The organism is Corynebacterium sp. HMSC077G07, from assembly GCF_001809225.1.
Classification (GTDB): domain Bacteria; phylum Actinomycetota; class Actinomycetes; order Mycobacteriales; family Mycobacteriaceae; genus Corynebacterium; species Corynebacterium jeikeium_D.
On record NZ_KV796543.1, the window covers coordinates 34,221 to 55,570 of the forward strand.

Consider the following 21,350-nt stretch of genomic DNA (forward strand, 5'->3'; position numbering starts at 1 on the left):
GCTAGCGCACCTTACCTAACTAAGTCCCGAGCCGACGAACCTCGCAGCCAGAGACGAACCTAGCGGAACAGGCCGGTGAGCCCATGATTATCTTCGCTTGGCTGCTCTTCCTGCTCCGATTCCGATTCTGTCGGCTCGCCGGAGGTTGTCGGAGTCGTTGAAGTATCGGGCGGCGTGGAAGTATCAGAGGTCGTCGAGCTCTCCGTCTCACTTGTCTCCGTTGTGCTCTCGCTCGGAGTCGTCGGCTCAGGTTCCTGAGGCAGTGGCTCAGTGGTCGTCGGAGTAGTGGAAATCCACATTTGCTGCGATGTCGGGTTCGCGGGGGTTTGCTGCAGCACCGTCCATACTTCCTGCTCGCCGACTTGTGCGCATTCAAGATTCTGGCCGTTGGCGCTCATTCGTATTTCCCCGGTCTGGTTCGGGCACAGCTGCCCGATGCGCGGCGTACCGCCTTCTCGAACCTTTGGTCCGGTCGTCGTCGGCGAACTCGTCGTCGACACCGTAGTAAGTTGGCTTGACGACGAGGTTTGCGTCGCGGCAACCTCCTCGCTTTCGCTGTTGGCGCAGCTGGTGGCCGTGGCTGCGAAGGTGAGGAAGCAGCAGGCCAGCGCCAGCTGCCGGCGGTTCTTGCGCCGGACGGCAGTGAGTTTAGGGTGCTGTACGGCTGACAGCTGAGTTCGCGTATTCACATCCATCTCACTTTCTGGGCTTCTCGGGCCTGCGTCGCGTGGTTTAATTCTCGGCTTTCTGGGGCGGCGTCTCCTGAAAAACCACTGGGGGTGCCAGCTATAGGGGAACTTGCCAAGTTATTGGCAAGGTAGTTGCTGACACCCAATAGATAGGTTGATTCAACCGGCAACTATACAGTCAACTTTTCGATTTGCATACTGGATGCTTCTAATCGTGGCAGAACGGGTGCGGTAGGGAAAGGCAATTCGTCTGTGAAGTCATAAGTGGTTTTGATAGCGTGTGTCCCATGTATCGGCGCACCCCGAATCGATTCCCCGTAAAGAGTAATGCGGATTTGTTCGCTCGGCGCAGTGGCGCGTGGATACTGGATTCGTTCCTTGTAGGAATCTTTGTTGCCATCATTATGGCACTTGGCAAACTTGCGTGGGAAGCAGCCATGGCGAACTGGGCGCTGCCGAGTCCGCCAGAGTTCAGGATTTTGTATGGTGTCATATTCCCAGCTGTCTTTTTCTTTGTGCGCGTGGTTGCAGAGGCTCGCGGTGAACAGACGTTTGGTAAAAGCGCATTTTTGCTACACGTTGTTCCAGCGCGGAAAGCAGACTCTGGGGCAACTCCGTTCGAAGTCGCTCAGCCAGAGGGAACATCGGAGCTCGAATCAGGAGACGATTCTTGGCACAGAGGTTGGCGGGCAGCGGTACGTAATTGTTACCTATTGTCGCTGATTTTCTTGCCTACGGGTTTTGAGCCAAACGTTGAACTGTTTTTTGGTGTCCTGATGATTTGGGTTGCTGTTTGCCGCTGGCACCCATTCGACTGGTTGGCAGGAAAACGCGTCGTTGTTGAAAGGCGTAGCGAGCGCTAACGTTCGAGCAAGCGTCAGGCCCTGGCTCTTTCCTCCTCGGCCTCAACCTCAGCGTTGAATTCTCGTTTAGAAGACTGCCACTGGTCTTCGGTCATACCGATACGCCAGTAGCCAGAAATGGAAACGTCTTTCTTCGGGATCTCAGATTCGACGAAGAGGAAGCGGCGCAATTCCTTGATCATCTCGGCGACACCGTGGATGAACCAGCTAGTTTTCTTACCTTCTGGAATGCCCGCCTCGCGCACTGCGCGGGATAGCTCTGTGCCGTGGGTTGCGCCGTTGCGGAGGACCCAATGGACTTCCACACCCTCTCGGGTTGGGAGCTCAAACTTCCGATCTTCGGACTCGATTTCGATGTATGCGGTTGCGGTCGTGCCTGCTGGGAGGTGCTTCAGTCCGGCGCTGATAGCTGGCGCTGCGGACTCGTCTCCGGCGAGTACAAAGTGTTCATATTCTGCTGCAGGTCCCCATGCGCCTCCTGGCCCTAAGAAGCCACGCTTGTCTCCGATTTCGGCTACGCGTGCCCACGGTCCAGCCAGGCCGGAATCGCCGTGGGTGACGAAGTCGACGTCAAAGTCGCCGGTTTCGGAGTCCACATTAATCAGAGTGTATGTGCGGGTGATTGGCAGTTTGTCTCGCGGCTGTTCGGCGCGAATTTTCGCAATATCGAACGGCCAGGAGTAATCAGCGTCCTCTGGCACAAACAATAATTTGATGTAATGGTCGGTAAACTCCAGCTCCTTGCCCACAAATGCAGGCGAGTTCATGCTCAAACGAACAAGGTCTGGGGAAATCTGGCGACGTCCAGTAACTGTTGCCTCGTGTGCCTTACGGGGCTTACGCTTCGGTGCTGCTGCTTTAGCTAGGCCAGCCATAGTTGTCACTGTCCTTCAACAAGTCTTGGGCTGTTTTGTACTGGCGGAAGTCTACACGCCACGTGATTAGGTAAGCCTAACACAAGTGTTTCTGGAAATTGCTGGGTGATGCGTTCTCAGGAGGGGGCGTAGTGGCCGGTCGTGAGAAAAACAAAGAACCCTCGCGCCCTATATGTAAAAGGTCACGAGGGTATTTGTGCCCCAGAGAGGAATCGAACCTCCGACACCGGCTTTAGGAGAGCCGTGCTCTATCCACTGAGCTACTAGGGCAATCATCTTCCGGGTAAAACAGCCGTGAAAACACATTCTCGGCGGCCGGAAAATTACTTCATCACTTTAACGCATCTGCGAGCTCTAGTGGCAATTGGGTCCTCGACCTGACACGCAAACATGCAGGAAGCTCGCTATTACCCCCATGTGCTTTTGTGCTCGGCGGTGCCGCCCGGAATCTGGCTAACATGGTTTATAACGAGCGACTTTCTTGCGCTTGCGGTCGCAACAGCGCTACTTATTTTCCGGTCGCTGTTTTGGAGGAGGATGACAATATGATTAAGCCAACTTTCACGGATGTCAACGGTGTCAAGATTAAGTGCTCCATGACCACGGACTCGGACAAGCCGCACCTTTTGGTTTCGCGCATGGAAGATGATGGCTCTTTGACTCCGATTCTGGAGATGAACGTGTACGACTCCAAGTACATGGCCAACGCTTGCGAGATTTACTTGAAGCAGGCCGCTTCGGCTAACCTCCAGGGTTCGATGGCTGGCCTGTCTCCAGATGAGATGGCTGAACAGTTCGGTTACGAGGGAGATCCGACCAATCACTAGTCGAAACGACGCCGCCCGCACTCAGGCCGAGAGCCCTGTATACAGCGGATATGTCGATGTAGACGTCATCGGAATCGGCGCCGGTAGTCCGAGCCACATTACGCTCGAGGCTATCGGCGCTCTTGCTGATGTCGACGTAGTTTTTGCTCTCGACAAGGGTGATGCCAAAGCGGACTTGTTGGCTGCGCGACAGGCGATCGTCGATAAGCATGCGCCGCATGTCGAACTCGTTACCGTTCCCGACCCGCCACGTGACCGCACGCCCGATAACTACGGCGCAGTCGTCCGTGACTGGCATCAGCGCCGTGCAGAGCTGCTTGCCGACGCCTTCGTCGCTCACCTCGGACGAGAGGGCAAGCGCCGCGGTGCGTTCTTGGTCTGGGGTGACCCCTCCTTGTATGACTCAACATTGCGGATTTTGCAGCGCGTCCGCGACCTTGGGCTGGACGTGCGCTCGCGAGTTATCCCCAGTGTGACGGCGATTTCCGCGCTGACCGCAGCGCATGGAGAGTGCCTGAACCAGATTGGTAAGCCGGTATTGATTACCACTGGTCGGCGCCTGGGGGAGCGTGCGCCTGGCATGGATGCGGTGGTGATGCTCGATGGCGGTGCAGCCTGGCTCGAGCACGCGGACCCGGAGGAAGAGATTCTCTGGGGTGCATTCCTGGGAACGGAGCTGGAGACGCTCCGCCGTGGTCGCGTTGGCGACGTCGGCGAAGAGATTGCGGAGCTGAAAAAGAAGCTCCGTGCGGAGCACGGTTGGATTATGGATATCTACCTGCTGCGTTCCGGCGCCTAGGACTGAGCAGTCGCAGCGGTGCCAGTTCGGCTAGCTGACTTTCTTGCCCAAGAAGCCCTCTGCCCATCGGTGGAGGGCTTTTTCGGCGGCTTCGACGCCGTCGGCGACGGTTACCTTGGTGAGGACCTGATCGTCGTTAGGCAACACGCGTGCGGGATCGCCTGCGGGACGGACGGTGATGCTGACGTGGTCGGCATTGATGACCTCGACGGTTGCTAGTGCGAGCATCTCGACGTTCGTCTGCTCAGCAACCGCAAAGCGGTAGGCGGTGTCGTTTTCCCACTCGGTGGTGGAGTTCCGAAGGAACTCGGCGACGGAGTCAGGGGCCAATTCTGTGAGTAATTGGGTTGCGACCGGGGCGTCATCGACGCGGGAATCGTGGCGCAGCGGACGGCAGTAGAAGCGGCCGGCATTTACTTCCATGGGTTCCATACCGTCCACTCTAGACGTCCTGAACAGTGTTTAAGGGCGCCGGGGGAGGGGCTGAAAAGAATCAAGCGGGGCTGGCTGCGAATCCCATCGCAACCAGCCCCGCTTAGAGCTTTAGAACTACTTCAGTTCCATCAGGACATCGCCCTTGCCGACACCTGAGCCAGCCTCGGTAGCCAGACCCGTGACAACGCCGTCCTTGTGAGCCTTGACTGGGTTTTCCATCTTCATGGCCTCAAGGACAACCACGGTGTCACCCTCGGAGACTTCCTGGCCCTCTTCGACGTTGACCTTAATGACGGTGCCCTGCATCGGAGCAACCACAGCGTCACCGGAAGCGGCCTTCTTGGAACCGCCAGCGCGCTTCTTCTTGCTCTTCTTCTTGGCACCAGCGTTGCCGCCGCCCAGAGCCAGGTCGCCCGGCAGGGCTACCTCGACGCGGCGACCGTCGATCTCGACGACAACCTTCTGAGCCGGAACGGTGTCGGTGTCAGCGTCGGAGTCACCGTCGTACGGAGCGATTGGGTTATCCCATTCCTCTTCAATCCACTTGGTGTAGACGTCAAACTTCTCGCCATCGCCGACAAACGCCGGGTTCTCCACAATGTGGCGGTGGAACGGAATGACCGTTGCCAGGCCCTCAACCTGGTACTCGGACAGAGCACGAGCGGAGCGGCGTAGGGCCTCTTCGCGGGTCTCGCCCCAAACAATCAGCTTGGCCAGCATGGAGTCGAACTGGCCGCCGATGACGTCGCCCTCCTTGATGCCGGTGTCCATGCGGACACCCGGGCCGGACGGTTCGACGTACTTGGTGATGGTGCCCGGAGCCGGCATGAAGTTGCTGCCGGCGTCCTCGCCGTTGATGCGGAACTCGAAAGCGTGACCGCGCATCTCCGGGTCTTCCTTGATGGACAGTTCCTTGCCTTCAGCAATGCGGAACTGCTCGCGGACCAGATCGAGGCCGGTAATTTCCTCGGTGACCGGGTGCTCCACCTGTAGACGAGTGTTGACCTCGAGGAAGTTAATCAGACCGTCAGCGCCAACCAGGTACTCAACGGTGCCGGCACCGTAGTAGCCAGCCTCGCGGCAGATGTCCTTAGCGGACTGGCGCAGGCGCTCATCCTGCTCTGGGGTCAGGAACGGAGCAGGTGCTTCCTCGACGAGCTTCTGGAAACGACGCTGTAGCGAGCAGTCACGGGTGGAGGCGACAACGACGTTGCCGTGCTTATCAGCGAGAACCTGGCACTCGACGTGGCGTGCCTTGTCCAGGTAGCGCTCGACGAAGCACTCACCGCGACCGAAGGCGGCAACGGCCTCACGGGTAGCGGACTCGTAGAGGTCAGCGACCTCTTCCATCTTGTGTGCGACCTTCATGCCGCGGCCACCGCCACCGAAAGCGGCCTTAATGGCGATTGGCAGACCGTGCTCCTTGGCGAACGCGACGACCTCGTCTGCATCCTTAACTGGCTCCTTGGTGCCTGGAGCCATTGGAGCGTCAGCCTTCAGCGCGATGTGACGAGCGGTGACCTTGTCGCCCAGGGCGCGGATGGACTCTGGTGACGGGCCAATCCAGATCAGGCCAGCGTTCTCAACAGCCTCAGCGAAGTCGCCGTTCTCCGACAGGAAGCCGTAGCCCGGGTGGATGGCATTAGCGCCGGACTTCTTTGCGGCGTCCAGAATCTTGTCGAAGACTAGGTATGACTCAGCGGAAGTGGTGCCACCGAGAGCAAAAGCCTCATCCGCCATGGTCACGAAAGGAGCGTCCGCATCCGGCTCAGCGTAAACGGCGACGGAAGGAATGCCTGCGTCCTTCGCAGCGCGAATAACGCGAACGGCAATCTCGCCACGGTTGGCGACGAGAACCTTCGTGATTTTTTCAGTGGTCTGCTCGGACACGAAATCCTCCATTTTTCGTGGGCACCCCGAGAATTGGCCCTCGGGGCAAGGTTGCGACAGTCATTTGTAGGAATCACAAGCAGCACTGCAGTTAACTGAGCGGTGAACCGCAATGCGGTTAACCACGCGGTAGCTAACAGCGTGTGACCCAATGTCTCCATTGTGTCACAGGTGCGGTAAGCAACCTCTTTTTGCTCGCTACATAAGGGGGTAGGGATTGTGGTCTTGAGCAGCGTTCAAGTGGTCGTGGGGGCAGCTGAAGTGGCTATTTTCCGCCCAAAAACCTAGGTTTGTGGTTAAAATTATCACCCAAGAGTGCAACTGCCGCCCCCTTGATTGGGGGCGGCAGGGGGAAACTAAATCTCCGATGTAGCGTCAGCCACTGACGCTGGAAAAAACGGTGGGGGAAGCGCCCACCGGTTGCATCGATCGCCTACAGGCTTCCCGGCTCCGAACCGTGGGCAATGGGCATGCCAATCATGTTGCCCCACTCAACCCACGAGCCGTCGTAATTGCGAACATTCTCGTGGCCGAGCAGGTGGTGCAGTACAAACCAGGTGTGCGCGGAGCGCTCGCCGATGCGGCAGTAGACAATCGCCTCATCTTCAAATTGGACGTGCGCGTAAATCTGCTCGAGCTCTTCGCGATCGCGGAAACGCGAGTTCGGGTGAACGGACTGATTCCATGGAATGTTTACCGCGGTTGGAATATGGCCACCACGCAGGACACCTTCTTGCGGGTAATCGACCATGTGGGTTCGCGCACCGGCATACTCCTCCGGAGTGCGTACGTCGATAATCGGAGCCTTTCCAATGAGCTCACGTGTGTCGCTGAAGTAGGCGCGCAGTGTCTTGTCATCACGCTCGACGACAGGGTAGTCAGTGCGTGGGTAATTGGGGACCTCGAAGCTCGTGTCTCGTTCTTCAGTCATCCAGGCATCGCGGCCACCGTTAAGCAGGCGCACGTCGGGATGCCCAAAAAGCTCGAAGACCCAGAGTGCGTAAGCGGCCCACCAGTTGGACTTGTCGCCGTAAATCACGACGGTGTCATCGCGCGAGATGCCCTTCTCACGCATAAGCTCGGCAAAGCCTTCGGCGTCGATATAGTCGCGCCGCACGGGATCGTTGAGGTCGTGATGCCAGTCGATGCGAACCGCGCCCGGAATATGTCCAATGTCGTAGAGCAGTGAGTCCTCGTCGGATTCAACAACGCGCAGACCGGGAGAGCCCAGTCGGGCAGCAAGCCAGGAGCTAGAGACGAGGCGCTCAGGGTGGGCGTACTGCTGGAACTGGGGGTGCGGGTCGTGCGGAACAGCCATCGGATACTCCCTTGGCGCAAGTTGGGTGGGTGGGACTTTCTGACGTTTATCGTCAATTGCATATCTAGTTTACGGGTCGCGTGGCGAACGGCGGAATAGTCCCCGGTGTGAGCGCTTTCCGACGGTCACAATTGCGTCCGCGGCCACCCTGGGATACGCCTCACAGTTGGGGGTAAAAGGAGTGTTTTCAGCGCGCTTGGAGTCCAGGTAGTGCCCTAAAATTTAGCTGAGAGTTAGCGCAAAAACTGTGTTGATTCGTATCACTGGAAAATGGGCTGAAATGGGCTATCTGCCTGGGTATTCGCTGCGTTACGGAGACAATTGAGTGCCGGAAGTCCATGTATTTTCTTAAAAGGAGTGCCTGTGCACAAGAACATTGTTGTATTCGAGATCGAGGGCGGCTCGGACAAGTACTTCGACGGACACCGCAAGGACACCATGCCAATCGTCAACGCTATCCGCGAAGCCGGTTGGTCCGCTGAGGTCGTCTACTACCGACCGGAGTGGAAGGACGACCTGTACGACTACGTCTCCCAGAACTTCGACGGCTACATCTCCCGCGTAAACCCGGGCAACATCCCGGGTGGTGAGAGGGGCTACTTCGAGCTTCTGACCAGTCTCTCGGTCGCTGGTTTGGTTGGTATGTCCACCCCGGGCGAGATGATGGCCTACGGCGCAAAGGACGCACTGGTCAAGCTCAAGGATACTGACCTGGTTCCGTCTGACACCGCTGCTTACTACGACGTCGAGGCATTCCACAGCACTTTCCCGACCTCCCTGTCCTACGGCGAGCGCGTCCTTAAGCAGAACCGTGGCTCCACCGGATCCGGCATCTGGCGCGTGCGCATCGCTGACGAAGAGGTTGCTAAGAACGTTGAGCCGGGCACCCCGCTGCCGCTAAACACCAAGCTGAAGTGCACCGAGGCCGTGGACAATCACACTGAGACTCGTGAGCTCGGCGAGTTCATGGATTTCTGCGACCAGTACATCATCGGCGATAACGGCATGCTTGTGGACATGCGCTTCATGCCGCGCATCACCGAAGGCGAAATTCGCATTCTGCTGGTCGGCCCGCACCCGGTCTTCGTGGTTCACAAGAAGCCGGCCGAGGGCGGCGACGCTTTCTCCGCAACCTTGTTCTCTGGCGCGAAGTACACCTACAACAAGCCGGAAGAGTGGCAGGACCTCATCGACATGTTTGCTGAGGCTCGCCCGGTCATTGCCGAGAACCTCGGTGGCGACAATATCCCGCTGATCTGGACCGCTGATTTCATGCTGGCAGACGGCGAGAACGGCGAGGACACCTACGTTCTCGGCGAGATCAACTGCTCCTGTGTTGGCTTCACCTCCGAGCTGGATATGGGTATCCAGGAGCTTGTTGCTCAGGAGGCCATCAAGCGCGTTGAGGCTGCTAACAAGTAGTCTCAACAGCTAGGAAAACCGCACCAAATTGGTGCGGTTTTTGCTTTTCGACGGTTCTTGCGATGCCTACCGATTCCAGAACTGGGAGACCGAATAGCCGTAGCGATACAGAGCTCGGCGCACGACAGGTAGCGACAGTCCGATCACACTGGATGAGTCGCCATTGATGCCATCGACAAACCAGCCGCCTAGAGCCTCCAAAGTAAACGCGCCAGCGCACTTCAGCGGCTCGCCCGTCGCAGCGTAGGCACGGATGTCCTCTTCTGGGACTTCAGCGAAATCGAGGGAAGTAATCGCCACCTCAAGGTGCTCGCCCTTTGGTGTCACGACACAGTGACCAGTAATCAGCTCAGCCGTCCGGCCACTCTGTTGATGCCAGCGCTCAATGGTCTTTTCTTCCGTGTGGGGCTTGCCCTGCAACTGCCCGTCGAGAAGCAGCATTGAATCCCCGCCAATGACAATGTCATTGGGGTAGGCCGGAGAGGCAGCGTGTGCCTTGGCCTGCGCGAGTTCCTCGACGATGCGTACCGGCGATGCGTCCGGAAGGGCTGTGATTACGGCATCCTCGTCGACGTTGGGCGCTACTGTGATGGGCTCGATGCCTGCAGAGCGGAGAATGTGCAGTCGCGAAGGGGAAGTGGAAGCCAAGACGATTCGGGGGCTGCTCATAGTTAGTGATTTTAGTGAGGGCGGAATCGTAAAGCCTAATTTTTGTGGCAAACATGCGTGGGGTTGGCCCGATTGTAAGAACAGGCAGATTTTTTTAGATGGCAGCTGCCTTCTAGTGATGTAAAGTAAAGTGGACATCAAGTTAAAGAAAGTACACAGATGAGTGGGGAAGAACGTTCGAACCAGGTCAGGAGATACCGACGCTGGTTGGAGCTGAGCCAAGCGGATTTAGCCGCGCAGGTGGAGGTCTCGCGGCAAACCATTGCAAATATCGAGCGGGGAAATTACTCGCCTTCGGTGTATTTGGCGTTGCGTATCTGCAAGGTCCTGGGAAAAACAGTCGAAGAAATTTTTGGTGAGGAAGGATACTGACAATGTCCTATGCGGATGTCGTAATTGAACGCAACAGCGCCACGGTGGACGATGAGTATCAGCAGATGTTGCTGCATAAGTCCTACACGTACGGGTTCACAATGATGATGTGGGCTAACTACGTGCTTGCAACGGTACTGATTTGGCTCATTCCAGAGCCAAAGATGGTGGGCGTGACAGTGGCAATCATCTTGATGCCGCTGGTTGGACTCCTGTTTTCGCAGCGGTGGTTGCGACGTCAAGTGCCAATGCCGAAGATTAATGGTCTTACAAAAGGCGAGATTGCAGCACTCGTAGCCGTCATTGGGCTGTGGCTGATTGGTTTTATCAGAGTGCAATTGCTCTCTGAGGCAAGCGCTGGTGGGGCACTATCGGAATCGTGGGGATTCATTGCCGGCGCTGTGGTGGGTGCTGCCATCGGTCTGGCGTTTGTGTATTTCCTGTTCAAGGTGGTGTGGCCGGTAGCTCGCAACCGTGATCAGCGTCGGCTGGACCGGGAGCTCGATGACGAGTTTGATGGCGAGTCGCTGGGTGAACAACGCTAGTAATAAGCAGTGGTCAAGGCTAAGGCAGTAACAAAAACCAAAGCGCCACCATCGGAAAACCCGATGGTGGCGCTTTGTGCTAGCGAATCGACGCAGCTAGCGTGCGGTAACGACTACGCGCTAAGCGGTAGCTGTACTAGTAGAAATGGACGTTGCGGAACGTGCCCGGTACGTGCTGGTGCGGCTGGTGGAAACCCTCTTCCAGCCGACCCCAGTTGTTGCGCGGGCCGCGGTCCTCTGGGGCGCCGCCGGCTGCTGCCATACCTGCGAACAAAAGCGCGAGCGTGGCAGTTTCAGCGTCAGACGGGTTGCCCTTGAGGACGGACATGAACGGTGCAGCCGGGGCTGTAGCGGCGTCCTTGTCTTCGGTTGCTGGGGTGTTTTTGGAATCGGTCACAGCGGAATGTTCCCATGCTTCTTGGCGGGTACGTTAACAACCTTGCGATCCAGTAGACGCAGACCCTCGATGATCTGGCCGCGGGTCTCGCTCGGCGGGATAACGGCGTCGATGAAGCCGCGCTCAGCAGCCATGTACGGGTTGACCAGGGTGGCCTCGTACTCTGCCTCGTACTCCTTCTGCAGTGCGACGACATCCTTGCCCTCGGCCGCAGCAGCCTTGAGCTCCTTGCGGTAGATGAAGCCGACAGCGCCGGAAGCACCCATGACCGCAATCTGAGCGGTCGGCCATGCCAGGTTGATGTCAGCGCCCATGTCCTTGGAGCCCATCACACAGTAAGCTCCGCCGTAGGCCTTACGGGTGATGACGGTAATCTTCGGGACGGTGGCCTCAGCATATGCGTACAGCAGCTTGGCGCCACGGCGGATGATGCCGTCGAACTCTTGGTTGGTGCCCGGCAGGAAGCCTGGAACGTCAACCAGCATGATGATCGGAATGTTGAAGGCGTCACAGGTGCGGACGAAGCGAGCCGCCTTCTCGGATGCCTTGATGTCGAGGCAGCCAGCGAACTGAATCGGCTGGTTGGCGACGAAACCGACCGAGCGACCCTCCACGCGACCGAAGCCGATGACCACGTTCTGTGCGTAGTCCTCCTGAATTTCCAGGAAGTCCTCGTCGTCGACCAGACGGGTGATGACGTCCTTGATGTCGTACGGCTGGTTTGGGGAGTCCGGAATCAGCGTGTCGAGCTCGAGGTCAGTCTCAGTGATGTTGTCAGCGATGGAGCCCTCGAACGGCTCAGCCTCCATGCGAGGAGCCTCAGCGCGGTTGTTGGACGGCAGGTAGCTGACTAATTCCTGAACGAAAGTCAGAGCGTCTTCGTCATCAGCGGCGGTGTAGTGCGAAGTACCGGAGGTGCTCATGTGAGTACCAGCGCCACCCAGCTCTTCCTGTGTGACCTCTTCGCCAGTGACGGTCTTAATAACGTCCGGGCCGGTGATGAACATCTTGGAAGTGCCATCGACCATGACAATGAAGTCGGTCAGAGCCGGGGAGTAGACGTGGCCACCAGCGCAGGCGCCCATGATCAGGGAGATCTGTGGAATAACACCAGAAGCCTGGGTGTTTCGGAAGAAAATCTGGGAGTAGAGGCCGAGGGAAACAACGCCCTCTTGGATGCGGGCACCAGCACCCTCGTTGATGCCGATAATTGGGACACCGGTCTTGATGGCCAGATCCATGATCTTGACAATCTTTTCACCGTAGACTTCACCGAGCGCGCCACCGAAGATGGCGCCGTCCTGCGAGAAGACACAGACCTGGCGGCCATCGATGGTGCCGTAGCCTGTCACAACACCGTCAGTGACAGGGCGCTTGGCGTCGAGGCCGAAGTTCTTGGAGCGGTGACGTGCGAGAGCGTCAACCTCCACGAACGAGCCCTCGTCCAAGAGGAACTCGATGCGCTCACGAGCGGTCATCTTGCCCTTGTCGTGGACGCGGTCAATGCTGGCCTGGCCCATTGGAGCCTGGGTCTCTGCGAGACGGGCTCGCAGATCGGCCAGCTTTCCAGCAGTAGTGGTCAAATCCGGGGTTTCACCGGTTGATGTATTTGCGGCAGTCGTCATACCAACTAGTTTACGTTTCGAAAACGGGGGGAGGTAGTTGGGGGCAATCGCTGTTAACAAAAGTAGGGGTAATGACTAGCTCGTTGTACAGCAAAAAGCCTGCTCTTACAGTGGAATATTGCCGTGCTTGCGCGCAGGCCACGGTACTTTCTTTGAAGTTAGCAGGCGCAGATTTTTTATCACTCGAGTTCGTGTCTCGGAGGGGAGGATGACTTCATCAATTAACCCCCGTTCGGCGGCACGATAAGGCGTGAGCATGTGTTGCTCGTATCCCATTTCCAGTTCAGCAATGAGTTCTTTCACACTCTCGGGAGTGCCAAATCTATCGGCCGCTGGGTCTGCTGCGAGAGCTGCTTCGGTGGCGGTTCGAATCTCGGCACGATGGAGGAAGCGTACTGCGCCTGAGGCGCCCATCACGGCGATCTGTGCCGTCGGCCAAGCCAGATTTACATCCGCGCCGAGCCCCTTTGATCCCATCACGCAATACGCGCCGCCATAGGCTTTGCGCATGGTGACGGTGATTTTAGGAACGGTTGCTTCTGCATACGCATAGAGCAATTTAGCGCCACGGCGCAGAATTCCCTGGTGTTCTTGATTTGAACCGGGGAGAAAGCCGGGTACGTCTACGAGAAAGACGAGTGGAATGTTGAAACAATCGCAGGTTCGGACGAATCGCGCGGCCTTCTCCGCTGCATCGATATCTAGGCAGCCCGCGAATTCCATGGGCTGATTAGCGACAAACCCAACAGATTGACCGTTGAGACGGCCAAGGCCAATCACGACATTGGCTGCTCGGTTTTCCTGGATTTCCAGGAACTCCGCATCGTCGCAAAGCGCGTAGATGACTTCGTGCACGTCGTACGGCGTGGATGGGCTGTCGGGAATGAGACTGTCGAGGGTGCGATCGGTGTCGGTGATTTCGTCACTGGCATCGGAATCCCAGCTGGGCGCGGGGGAGGTTGTGTTGTTGGGGAGGTAGTCGAGCAAATCGCAGACCCAGTCGAGTCCATCCTGCTCGCTAGCGGCGGTGTAGTGGGAGTTTCCGGCGATCTCCATATGGGTGTCGGCGCCGCCGAGCTCGTGCTGGCTGATTTTTTCGCCTGTGACTGTTTCGATTACGTCAGGGCCGGTGACGAACATACGGGAGTTTTCCTCCACCATGACAACGAAGTCCGTCAGTGCTGGGGAGTAGGCATTTCCGCCCGCGCAGGCGCCAAAAATGACTGAAATCTGCGGAATGACGCCGCTGGCGCGAACGTTGTGGTGGAACGTCTGGGCAATAAAGTCCAGTGAGACTGCGCCATCTTGGATGCGGGCGCCGGCACCTTCGTACATGCCAATAAGGGGGCGGCCGGTAGTGATGGCAAGTTCCTGAATCTTGACCATCTTTTCGCCGTAGACCTCTCCGAGTGCACCACCGAAGATTGTGCCGTCCTGAGAGAAGATGCAGACCTCACGGCCGTCTATGGTTCCCCAGCCGGTGATGATTCCGTCGGTCGCGGGGCGTTTGGCTTCCATCCCAAATGCGGTAGTGCGGTGGCGGGCTAGCGCATCAAATTCGACAAAAGATCCTTCGTCCAGCAGGTAGTCAATGCGCTCGCGGGCATTCATGCGCTCAGTCAGTTTGAGCTTGTCGTAGCCCCGCGACCCCATCGGAGTCAGTGCAGCAGTGCGTCGGCGTAGAAGGTCTTCATTGAGGAAAGCGGTGGTGTGTTGCTCCGCCGCCAAACGTGAGGAAATAGTCATGTTATGGAATGTAGTGTTTGGGAAGGAAAATAGTAAAGCAGGCGAGCTGTGATGATTCTCACGCTGTAGAGCTCTTGAGAAAGGTCACGACTCAGTGAATCCGGCCATGGCGCTAGACTGCTGTGCATGACCAACCCCAGGATTGTTGCTTCCCGCAAGCCTCTTGACGCCACGCGTGTGCGCGCAGCCGCGCCGGGCTGGAATTCCATTGAGGTTGTCGAAACCACTGGTTCGACCAACGCTGATCTTCGGAAACAGGCGGCACTGGGGCAGGTGGCAGATCTCAGTGCGCTTATCGCCTCGGAGCAGACCGCAGGTCGCGGTCGACTGAGTCGTAGTTGGACGGCCCCGAAGGGTGCGTCCATTGCACTCAGCGCGCTGCTGCGCCCGGAAGGGCTCGCACCCGAGCAACTGGGTCTGTTGCCGTTAGTCGCGGGCCTCGCAGTTGTCGATGCTGTTGTGGAAGTTGCGGGTCTTGCGCCTGAACGCGTTTCCCTGAAGTGGCCGAACGATGTCCTGGTTGACGGTCGTAAGCTCTGCGGAATTCTGGTGGAGGCCGCGTCGCTGACACCGCCAATTCTCATTCCGGGAATCGGCGTCAACGTTTCCCTGCAGGAAGATGAGCTGCCGGTGCCACACGCCATTTCGCTATACCTGGCGGGAGCGGAAAACCTCGACCGCGACGACATCTCCGCTGGTGTGCTGCGTGCGCTGGGACGTCGTCAAGCGCAGTGGCGAAAGGGCGATGCGGAGCTGCTGCGGGACTACGAGGCGGTGTGCGCGACCATCGGTTCGAACGTGCGCGTGGAGTTGCCGGGGGATCGCGTGCTGGTGGGCAAGGCGGTTGGCGTGCGTGCCGACGGCGAATTGATCGTCACCGATGAAGCTGGCACAAGTCACTTTGTTGCGGCCGGTGACGTGTTCCATGTTCGTGCCACTGACGGCGGCTATGCGTCCCCGCAGGCTGATTCGGAGCGGGGGTAGTGCTGTATGACCTTTCCCGATGATGAGTTGGACACGCGCGAGGCAATTCTGCTGGACACCAATCCAACTTTTGGTCGGCTGGTGTGGCCGCTCTTGGAACTCATGGTTATCACGGGCGTCTGCTGGTTGCTGATTGGTTTTATCGACGGCCCTGCGATTGCTCCGGGAGATCTGCAAGGTGTGCGTCAGCTGCTGCTCTTCGCGTGGCTGGGGCTTATTCTCTGGCGCGTCGTTCGTCCGGTACTAAGTTGGTTGGGGGAGCGGTTCGTACTAACTGATAGGCGAATTATTCTGCGCCGTGGCATTCTGCGCCCGCAGGTGGTCTCGATTGATCTGCGTTCGGTACGTGCGGTCAATCGCAAGGGCGGCGTGCTGTATCTGCACACCCGCAGTTTCGGCCCGCCGCTGGCTGTGGAAGATATTCCCAGCTCTCGTAAGGTGGCTAAGTTGGTCTCCCGGTTGACTTAGAATTTTGGGTCATAACCTACAATCAGGGGTGTGATTGCTTCGGATACCCCTGAAAACTCCACTAATTCCACTTCTAATTCCGCTGCAGCGCTAACTGCTGCGCAGCATCCCGCGCATGCTGATGGCGTGCCGGTTGTGGCGGTGATTGGTGACGGTCAGCTGGCTCGTATGATGCAGACTGAGGCCATTGAGCTGGGACAGTCCATCCGTTTGCTCGCCGGTTCGCCGGATGCTTCCGCAGCGCAGGTGTGTGCGGACGTTATCATCGGCGACTACCACGTCTGGGAAGATGTTGAGCGCGCTGTCGCCGGTGCGCAGGCCGTGACTTTCGACCATGAGCACGTTCCCACCGAATTCCTCAACAAGCTGACCGAGATGGGCTACTCGGTTCAGCCTCAGCCGTCGGCGTTGCTGTACGCGCAGGATAAGCTGCTGATGCGCCAGCGCCTGGAGGAACTGGGCGCTCCAGTACCTGCCTACGCTGCAATTGAGTCCGCCGAGGATGCCGAAGCATTCTTCGACCGCGTTGACGGTGCCGTCTGCCTGAAGGCTCGCCGCGGCGGTTACGACGGTCACGGCGTGTGGTTCCCGAAGGACCGCGAGAATCTGCGCACGCTTGTCGACGAGCTGTTGGGCAAAGATGTGCCGCTGATGGCCGAGCGGAAGGTCGCGCTGGTTCGTGAGTTGTCGGCCATGTGTGCGCGCACGCCGTCGGGCGAGGTCAAGGCCTGGCCGGTCCTCGAGTCCGTGCAGCGTGACGGCATCTGTGTTGAGGCAATCTGCCCGGCGCCAGGGCTTGCCGACGACCTTGCGAGAGCGGCCGAAAAGCTCAGTGTGACCATCGCTTCCGAGCTGGGAGTAACCGGCGCGCTGGCAGTTGAGCTGTTCGAAACCGTCGATGCTGACGGCAATCCGGAGATTTTTGTCAACGAGTTGGCCATGCGGCCACACAACACTGGTCACTGGTCGCAGGACGGCTGTGAGACCAGCCAGTTTGAGCAGCACCTGCGTGCAGTTGCTGACATGCCACTGGGTTCCACTCGCCCGACTGCGCCGGTGACGGTAATGGTCAATACGCTCGGTGGCGATGAGGCCTCGGATGTACCTATTTCACAGCGTTTTGCTGAGGTATGGCGTCGTTTCCCATCAGCGAAGATTCACTGGTACGGGAAGGATTGGCGCCCTGGACGTAAGCTGGGGCACGTCAACCTGTGCGGCTACGACGCAAGCCCGGAAGGCATCGCGGAGACCCGGCGGGTTGCCAACCTCGCTGCTGGCTACATCGTCGATGGCGTGTGGGCAGACGGCTACACCGCATAGGTGGCTGGCGCTGTATAAGAATTAGATTGCTATCTCAAGGAGACAACATTGGCTGAAGCAAACCAGGTGGCAAGCCCGAAGTTGGCCAACGTAACCGGTCCGCTGGTCGGTCTGATTATGGGGTCGGACTCGGATTGGCCGACCATGGAGCCCGCAGCGGAGGTCTTGGCTGAGTTCGGAATTCCCTTTGAGGTAGGTGTGGTCTCTGCACACCGCACTCCGGAACGCATGATTGACTACGCAAAGTCCGCCGCTGACAAGGGGCTGCGCTGCATTATCGCTGGCGCCGGTGGTGCAGCACACCTGCCGGGCATGGTTGCGTCGGCCACTCCGCTGCCGGTTATCGGCGTGCCACGCGCGTTGGAGAACCTGGAGGGTGTCGATTCCCTGCTGTCAATCGTTCAGATGCCGGGCGGCGTTCCGGTGGCAACCGTCGGTGTGGGCGGCGCTAAGAACGCTGGCCTGCTGGCTGTGCGTATTCTCTCGGCCGGTTACCCGGAGCTCATTGTGGCGATGGAGAACTACCAGGCCAACATGCGCGATCAGGTCCTGGAAAAGGACGAGCGTCTGCGCAAGAAGCTGATGGGTGAGTAGGGCGCGCAACCAGCCCCGAACTACCCGCGCATATGAACTGCGGGGTAGTGGAACGTGTCCGGGTCGGCGGTCTCCCAGGCTTCGGCCCAGTTGTGGAAGCGAGTTCCGCTCAGCAGCTCGCCTGGCTGCAGCCAGTTGTAGAGCTCCGCGTAGGTCTCACCGACCTGCTCATTGGTGCGCCGCAGCAGGTGGGACGGCCCCAGCTCAGAGAAGCTATTCAGGCCCATCGATGCCAATAGGCTAGCTGCTTCCGCGACCGTGGCATTGTGATAGTTGGCCACACGCTGACCCTTGTCGTCGACATCCAGGGCCTTCCACAGGCTCGGATCCTGGGTAGCCACACCCACCGGGCAGGTGTTTGTATGACATAGCTGAGATTGGATACAGCCGGTGGCCATCATCATGCCGCGAGCCGAGTTCACAAAGTCAGCACCGATGCACATGCGCTTCACAATATCGAAGCCAGTAATGACCTTGCCGGACGCACCGAGCTTAATGCGATCTCGCAGACCGGCACCTACGAGCGCGTTATGGACGAGAATCAGGCCGTCGGTAAGCGGCAGGCCAACGCGGTCGGAGTATTCCAGCGGTGCAGCGCCGGTGCCGCCTTCAGCGCCGTCGACGATGATGAAGTCCGGGGTGATGTTCTCTTCCAGCATGGCCTTGCACACGGCGAGGAACTCAAGCTGGGAGCCAACACACAGCTTGAAACCGACCGGCTTGCCACCGTTGAGCTCGCGCATGGTGCCCATAAACCGAACAAGTTCACGCGGGGTGGAGTAGACGCGGTGGTACGGCGGGCTCATCACACCCTTGCCAACTGGTACGTGGCGAGTAGCCGCGATTTCCTCATTGACCTTGTGACCTGGCAGCATGCCGCCGAGTCCAGGCTTTGCGCCCTGGCTAACCTTCAGATAGGTTGCCTTGACCTGCGGAATCTTAGCCTTTTCGCGGAAGAGCTCCGGATCGAAGTCGCCATCCTCGGTACGCGCACCGAAGTAACCGGAACCCAGCTGCCAATAGAGGTCGGCACCATACTTCAAATGGTAAGGGCTGATAGCGCCCTCGCCGGTGTCCTGTACGAAGTTGCCCAGCTTCGCGCCCTTATTCATTGCCATGACAGCGTTAGGGGACAGAGAGCCGAAACTCATGGCTGAGATGTTGAAGATAGACGCTGAGTACGGCTGGGCGCAGTCCGGACCGCCAATATCTACGCGCGGATCCTCGATGACGTGCTGGCTCGGCGCCATCGAGTGGCGGACGTACTCGTAGCCGGGCGCATTAATCTTTCGCTCAGTACCGAATGACTTCTTCGAGGACAGCCCCTTCGCACGCTCGTAGACCACGGTACGGGTATCGCGGTCGAATGGAGCGCCGTCGAAGTTGCGTTCGATGAAGTACTGCTGCATCTCAGGGCGAATGGTCTCACCCATGTAGCGCAGATGGCCGATGACCGGGAAGTTCCGCAAGATGGAGTGCTTCCTCTGAAGCATGTCATAGATAGCCACAACATCCAGGAAGAGGATGAAGGCCATCAGAATCCACCACCATGGGCTCAGATCCCATACAGCCAGTGCGCCCAAGACGTTGATGAGGGCGAGAATCGCAAGAATATATGGTCGGGTAATCACGGTTTCCAGGTTATCGCGACTACTTAGAGCGCTTCTCGACGGGACAGCTGCGACTAAATCACACGGGCTTTTTCGGCCGTAGAAATAGCAGTGACACGCTCGCTATCGCCACCGCGCACGACGACGGCAGCACCTCCACGAACCCAAGCCGACAGCACATTACATGCCCATTTATCTGCGGTGACCTGTGAAGAATCAGGCACCAGCCAGCCGTCGGAAACGACGCGGGAACCGGGCGTGAGCTGCATCTCGTCCGCATAATCGCCAGCAGATGAAAGCAGTTCTGCAGCCGACTTTTCCCCAATAACGGGGGTTTGGTCGGAGTCCGGGCCTGCGCCTAGATATGCGTCTGGGTGGAAACGAACTTCCGGACCAAAGTCAATGACTCCCGGTGGAATATCATCACCGCATTCCACGACACCGCGGCCAAAGGGATCGTCGGTAAGCACTGCGAGGTAGGCATCTGGGAACTTCTCTTCCCACGTGCTGACGTTGCTGACAGTGGTGAATACGACCAGCGGCTCCTCATCGCTAACGGTGACGCCAGCACGCTCGCAGCCCAGGATGATGCAGGCGGACTGCCAAATCAACGGCAAGTCAATCCATACTTGGTCTCCGGCGACGAGGTCGAACTCATCGTGCAGCATGTTGGCGATCTTGCTGGCCCAGTTGTCCAGAGTTTGGGCCGATAGATCAGTACGACCGCCGGTAGTTTCGTCATAACAGGTCAAACGAGGCACGGACGGGTCGGCCTCGAGAAGTGTCTTCAGAATCTCCACGCCTCCAAGGGTAACGAGATTCTCTCCAGGCCGTCGGGAAGAGTCCCCTAACTCAACAGCAGGGTGAACAAAAGGACCGTCGGCAAGCAGGCGATTGTCGTAATCACGCCACAATCGCGCGCCTGTTCAAGGTTCCGGCCGAAACGGGAGGCGAAGGTGTAGACGTTCTGGGCTGTCGGCAGGCCGGCGATAATCACAGCTGCCAGCAGCGCATGCCCGCTGAGACCAAAGACAAAATGGCCGAACAGGAGAGCCAGCGCGGGGTGCAGGAAAAGCTTCAGCGTAGACGCCACCACGACGGCGCGACGAGGGGAGCGGCCGGCTTCCATAAACGGCATGCCATGCAAACTAATACCGAAGGCCAAAAGTGCCATTGGCACCGCGGCCTGCCCCAATAGCCCCACTGGATGCGCTACGAACTGAGGTAGTTTGATAGCAAACGCATTAACCGCAAGTCCCACCATCGCCGCCAGAAAGATCGGGTTCTTCAGCGGTGCCATGATGACATTGCGCGGTCGGAAATGGCCGCGGTTAGTGAGGATTTCCAGCACGGTCATGGAAGCGGGCGCATAGAAGGCAATCTGAAAGATAAGGGCTGGGACGACGGCGGTAGCGTCGTGAAGCACTGCGACAGCGATGGGCACGCCGAGATTAGCGACGTTGTTGTAACTCGACGACATCGCGCCGACCACAGCATCGGCGCCGCGCTGTTTGAACATGGGTGCCACAAAGATCCGGTAAAACGCCGCCGTGCCAAGCGCCGACAGTGCCGCGACGCCAAACGCCGAACCGAAGATGCTCGCCGAATCCGCCGTCGCGAGCGTGTGCGCGAGCATGCACGGCATCGCAATCCAGAACACGACCATATTCAGGGTAAAAGATGCCCGCTTATCGACGATCTCACTGCGCCCAAACAACCAGCCAACAATGATCAGTACTGCGACGGAACCAAAGCCGGTGAATATTTCGGTGAGAGCGGGCATAAGTGCATATTTTAGACAATAAAAAACGGACCCAATCCAATCCCCTTGGTGGGGAAGGACTGAGTCCGTTTTACGCTGTTATCGCATGTATCGTCATGCGGCCAGCGCGTAAATAAGGC

General features: G+C 58.2%; 22 protein-coding genes and 1 tRNA gene. 10 read left to right on the forward strand and 13 right to left on the reverse strand.

Annotated elements, in window-relative coordinates; genetic code table 11:
• Positions 1-59 precede the first annotated feature (59 nt).
• Entirely contained in the window at positions 60-695 is a 636-nt protein-coding gene (locus HMPREF2562_RS08775) for a hypothetical protein (RefSeq protein ID WP_048733659.1), read from the reverse strand.
• A gap of 281 nt (positions 696-976) precedes the next feature.
• Here HMPREF2562_RS08775 and HMPREF2562_RS08780 point away from each other — a divergent pair, with 281 nt between their 5' ends.
• Complete coding sequence (locus HMPREF2562_RS08780) at positions 977-1,552, forward strand: RDD family protein (RefSeq protein WP_070545928.1); 576 nt, start codon at positions 977-979, stop codon at positions 1,550-1,552.
• 14 nt (positions 1,553-1,566) lie between these two features.
• Here HMPREF2562_RS08780 and HMPREF2562_RS08785 read toward each other — a convergent pair whose 3' ends face one another.
• Positions 1,567-2,427, reverse strand: coding sequence for a siderophore-interacting protein (locus HMPREF2562_RS08785; protein ID WP_016423293.1), 861 nt, complete (start codon positions 2,425-2,427; stop codon positions 1,567-1,569).
• A gap of 197 nt (positions 2,428-2,624) precedes the next feature.
• Positions 2,625-2,697 (reverse strand) — tRNA-Arg (locus HMPREF2562_RS08790).
• Between the two features lie 275 nt (positions 2,698-2,972).
• Between HMPREF2562_RS08790 and HMPREF2562_RS08795 the strand changes: the two genes are divergently transcribed.
• Together HMPREF2562_RS08795 and cobF are read left to right on the forward strand one after the other, a co-directional pair.
• On the forward strand, positions 2,973-3,254 hold the full coding sequence (locus HMPREF2562_RS08795) for a cg0963 family protein (RefSeq protein WP_016423292.1): 282 nt from the start codon (positions 2,973-2,975) through the stop codon (positions 3,252-3,254).
• Positions 3,205-4,053 (forward strand): precorrin-6A synthase (deacetylating), encoded by an 849-nt coding sequence (gene cobF / locus HMPREF2562_RS08800; protein ID WP_016423291.1) that lies wholly within the window; start codon positions 3,205-3,207, stop codon positions 4,051-4,053. The genes HMPREF2562_RS08795 and cobF overlap by 50 nt, the downstream gene beginning before the upstream one ends.
• Positions 4,054-4,083: 30 nt before the next feature.
• On the opposite strand, the gene HMPREF2562_RS08805 is transcribed toward cobF, so the two are convergent.
• The 3 genes from HMPREF2562_RS08805 to HMPREF2562_RS08815 all read right to left on the reverse strand — a co-directional run bounded on the left by HMPREF2562_RS08805 (position 4,084) and on the right by HMPREF2562_RS08815 (position 7,696).
• A complete protein-coding gene (locus HMPREF2562_RS08805) occupies positions 4,084-4,485 on the reverse strand; it encodes a hypothetical protein (RefSeq protein ID WP_042388876.1) in 402 nt (133 codons plus the stop codon).
• A 117-nt stretch (positions 4,486-4,602) separates the two neighbouring features.
• Positions 4,603-6,390 (reverse strand): acetyl/propionyl/methylcrotonyl-CoA carboxylase subunit alpha, encoded by a 1,788-nt coding sequence (locus HMPREF2562_RS08810; RefSeq protein ID WP_042388874.1) that lies wholly within the window; start codon positions 6,388-6,390, stop codon positions 4,603-4,605.
• A 421-nt stretch (positions 6,391-6,811) separates the two neighbouring features.
• A complete protein-coding gene (locus HMPREF2562_RS08815) occupies positions 6,812-7,696 on the reverse strand; it encodes a sulfurtransferase (protein ID WP_070549886.1) in 885 nt (294 codons plus the stop codon).
• Positions 7,697-8,059: 363 nt separating this feature from the next.
• Here HMPREF2562_RS08815 and HMPREF2562_RS08820 point away from each other — a divergent pair, with 363 nt between their 5' ends.
• A complete protein-coding gene (locus HMPREF2562_RS08820; RefSeq protein WP_016423287.1) occupies positions 8,060-9,118 on the forward strand; it encodes a Cj0069 family protein in 1,059 nt (352 codons plus the stop codon).
• Positions 9,119-9,184: 66 nt separating this feature from the next.
• On the opposite strand, the gene HMPREF2562_RS08825 is transcribed toward HMPREF2562_RS08820, so the two are convergent.
• The gene (locus tag HMPREF2562_RS08825) at positions 9,185-9,787 is read right to left on the reverse strand and encodes a Maf family protein (RefSeq protein ID WP_016423286.1); all 603 of its coding nucleotides are present in this window, start codon (positions 9,785-9,787) and stop codon (positions 9,185-9,187) included.
• Positions 9,788-9,946: 159 nt separating this feature from the next.
• On the opposite strand from HMPREF2562_RS08825, the gene HMPREF2562_RS08830 reads away from it, so the two are divergent.
• Complete coding sequence (locus HMPREF2562_RS08830; RefSeq protein ID WP_042388872.1) at positions 9,947-10,159, forward strand: helix-turn-helix transcriptional regulator; 213 nt, start codon at positions 9,947-9,949, stop codon at positions 10,157-10,159.
• 2 nt (positions 10,160-10,161) lie between these two features.
• A complete protein-coding gene (locus HMPREF2562_RS08835) occupies positions 10,162-10,704 on the forward strand; it encodes a hypothetical protein (protein WP_016423285.1) in 543 nt (180 codons plus the stop codon).
• A 136-nt stretch (positions 10,705-10,840) separates the two neighbouring features.
• On the opposite strand, the gene HMPREF2562_RS08840 is transcribed toward HMPREF2562_RS08835, so the two are convergent.
• The 3 genes from HMPREF2562_RS08840 to HMPREF2562_RS08850 form a co-directional block, all read right to left on the reverse strand.
• A complete protein-coding gene (locus tag HMPREF2562_RS08840; protein WP_016423284.1) occupies positions 10,841-11,101 on the reverse strand; it encodes an acyl-CoA carboxylase epsilon subunit in 261 nt (86 codons plus the stop codon).
• Positions 11,098-12,726 (reverse strand): acyl-CoA carboxylase subunit beta, encoded by a 1,629-nt coding sequence (locus tag HMPREF2562_RS08845; RefSeq protein WP_016423283.1) that lies wholly within the window; start codon positions 12,724-12,726, stop codon positions 11,098-11,100. Before HMPREF2562_RS08845 ends, HMPREF2562_RS08840 begins: the two co-directional genes overlap by 4 nt.
• A 105-nt stretch (positions 12,727-12,831) precedes the next feature.
• The gene (locus tag HMPREF2562_RS08850) at positions 12,832-14,472 is read right to left on the reverse strand and encodes an acyl-CoA carboxylase subunit beta (protein ID WP_049171320.1); all 1,641 of its coding nucleotides are present in this window, start codon (positions 14,470-14,472) and stop codon (positions 12,832-12,834) included.
• Between the two features lie 126 nt (positions 14,473-14,598).
• Here HMPREF2562_RS08850 and HMPREF2562_RS08855 point away from each other — a divergent pair, with 126 nt between their 5' ends.
• The 4 genes from HMPREF2562_RS08855 to purE all read left to right on the forward strand — a co-directional run bounded on the left by HMPREF2562_RS08855 (position 14,599) and on the right by purE (position 17,838).
• Positions 14,599-15,456: a biotin--[acetyl-CoA-carboxylase] ligase gene (locus HMPREF2562_RS08855; protein WP_049171316.1), complete on the forward strand. Its 858-nt coding sequence runs from the start codon at positions 14,599-14,601 to the stop codon at positions 15,454-15,456.
• A gap of 6 nt (positions 15,457-15,462) precedes the next feature.
• Positions 15,463-15,924, forward strand: a complete 462-nt coding sequence (locus HMPREF2562_RS08860) for a YdbT family protein (protein ID WP_049171313.1) — start codon at positions 15,463-15,465, stop codon at positions 15,922-15,924.
• A gap of 30 nt (positions 15,925-15,954) precedes the next feature.
• On the forward strand, positions 15,955-17,244 hold the full coding sequence (locus HMPREF2562_RS08865; RefSeq protein WP_080969567.1) for a 5-(carboxyamino)imidazole ribonucleotide synthase: 1,290 nt from the start codon (positions 15,955-15,957) through the stop codon (positions 17,242-17,244).
• 117 nt (positions 17,245-17,361) lie between these two features.
• Entirely contained in the window at positions 17,362-17,838 is a 477-nt protein-coding gene (purE, locus tag HMPREF2562_RS08870) for a 5-(carboxyamino)imidazole ribonucleotide mutase (protein WP_049171375.1), read from the forward strand.
• 20 nt (positions 17,839-17,858) lie between these two features.
• On the opposite strand, the gene HMPREF2562_RS08875 is transcribed toward purE, so the two are convergent.
• From HMPREF2562_RS08875 to HMPREF2562_RS08885, 3 genes are read right to left on the reverse strand one after another with little or no spacing between them, the layout of a single operon-like run.
• On the reverse strand, positions 17,859-19,469 hold the full coding sequence (locus HMPREF2562_RS08875) for an FMN-binding glutamate synthase family protein (protein WP_049171310.1): 1,611 nt from the start codon (positions 19,467-19,469) through the stop codon (positions 17,859-17,861).
• A gap of 53 nt (positions 19,470-19,522) precedes the next feature.
• Positions 19,523-20,248 carry a TIGR03089 family protein gene (locus HMPREF2562_RS08880; RefSeq protein WP_049171307.1) on the reverse strand — a complete coding sequence of 242 codons (726 nt, stop codon included), beginning with the start codon at positions 20,246-20,248 and terminating at the stop codon, positions 19,523-19,525.
• A 47-nt stretch (positions 20,249-20,295) separates the two neighbouring features.
• Positions 20,296-21,231, reverse strand: a complete 936-nt coding sequence (locus tag HMPREF2562_RS08885; protein WP_049189712.1) for an AEC family transporter — start codon at positions 21,229-21,231, stop codon at positions 20,296-20,298.
• Positions 21,232-21,350 lie beyond the last annotated feature (119 nt).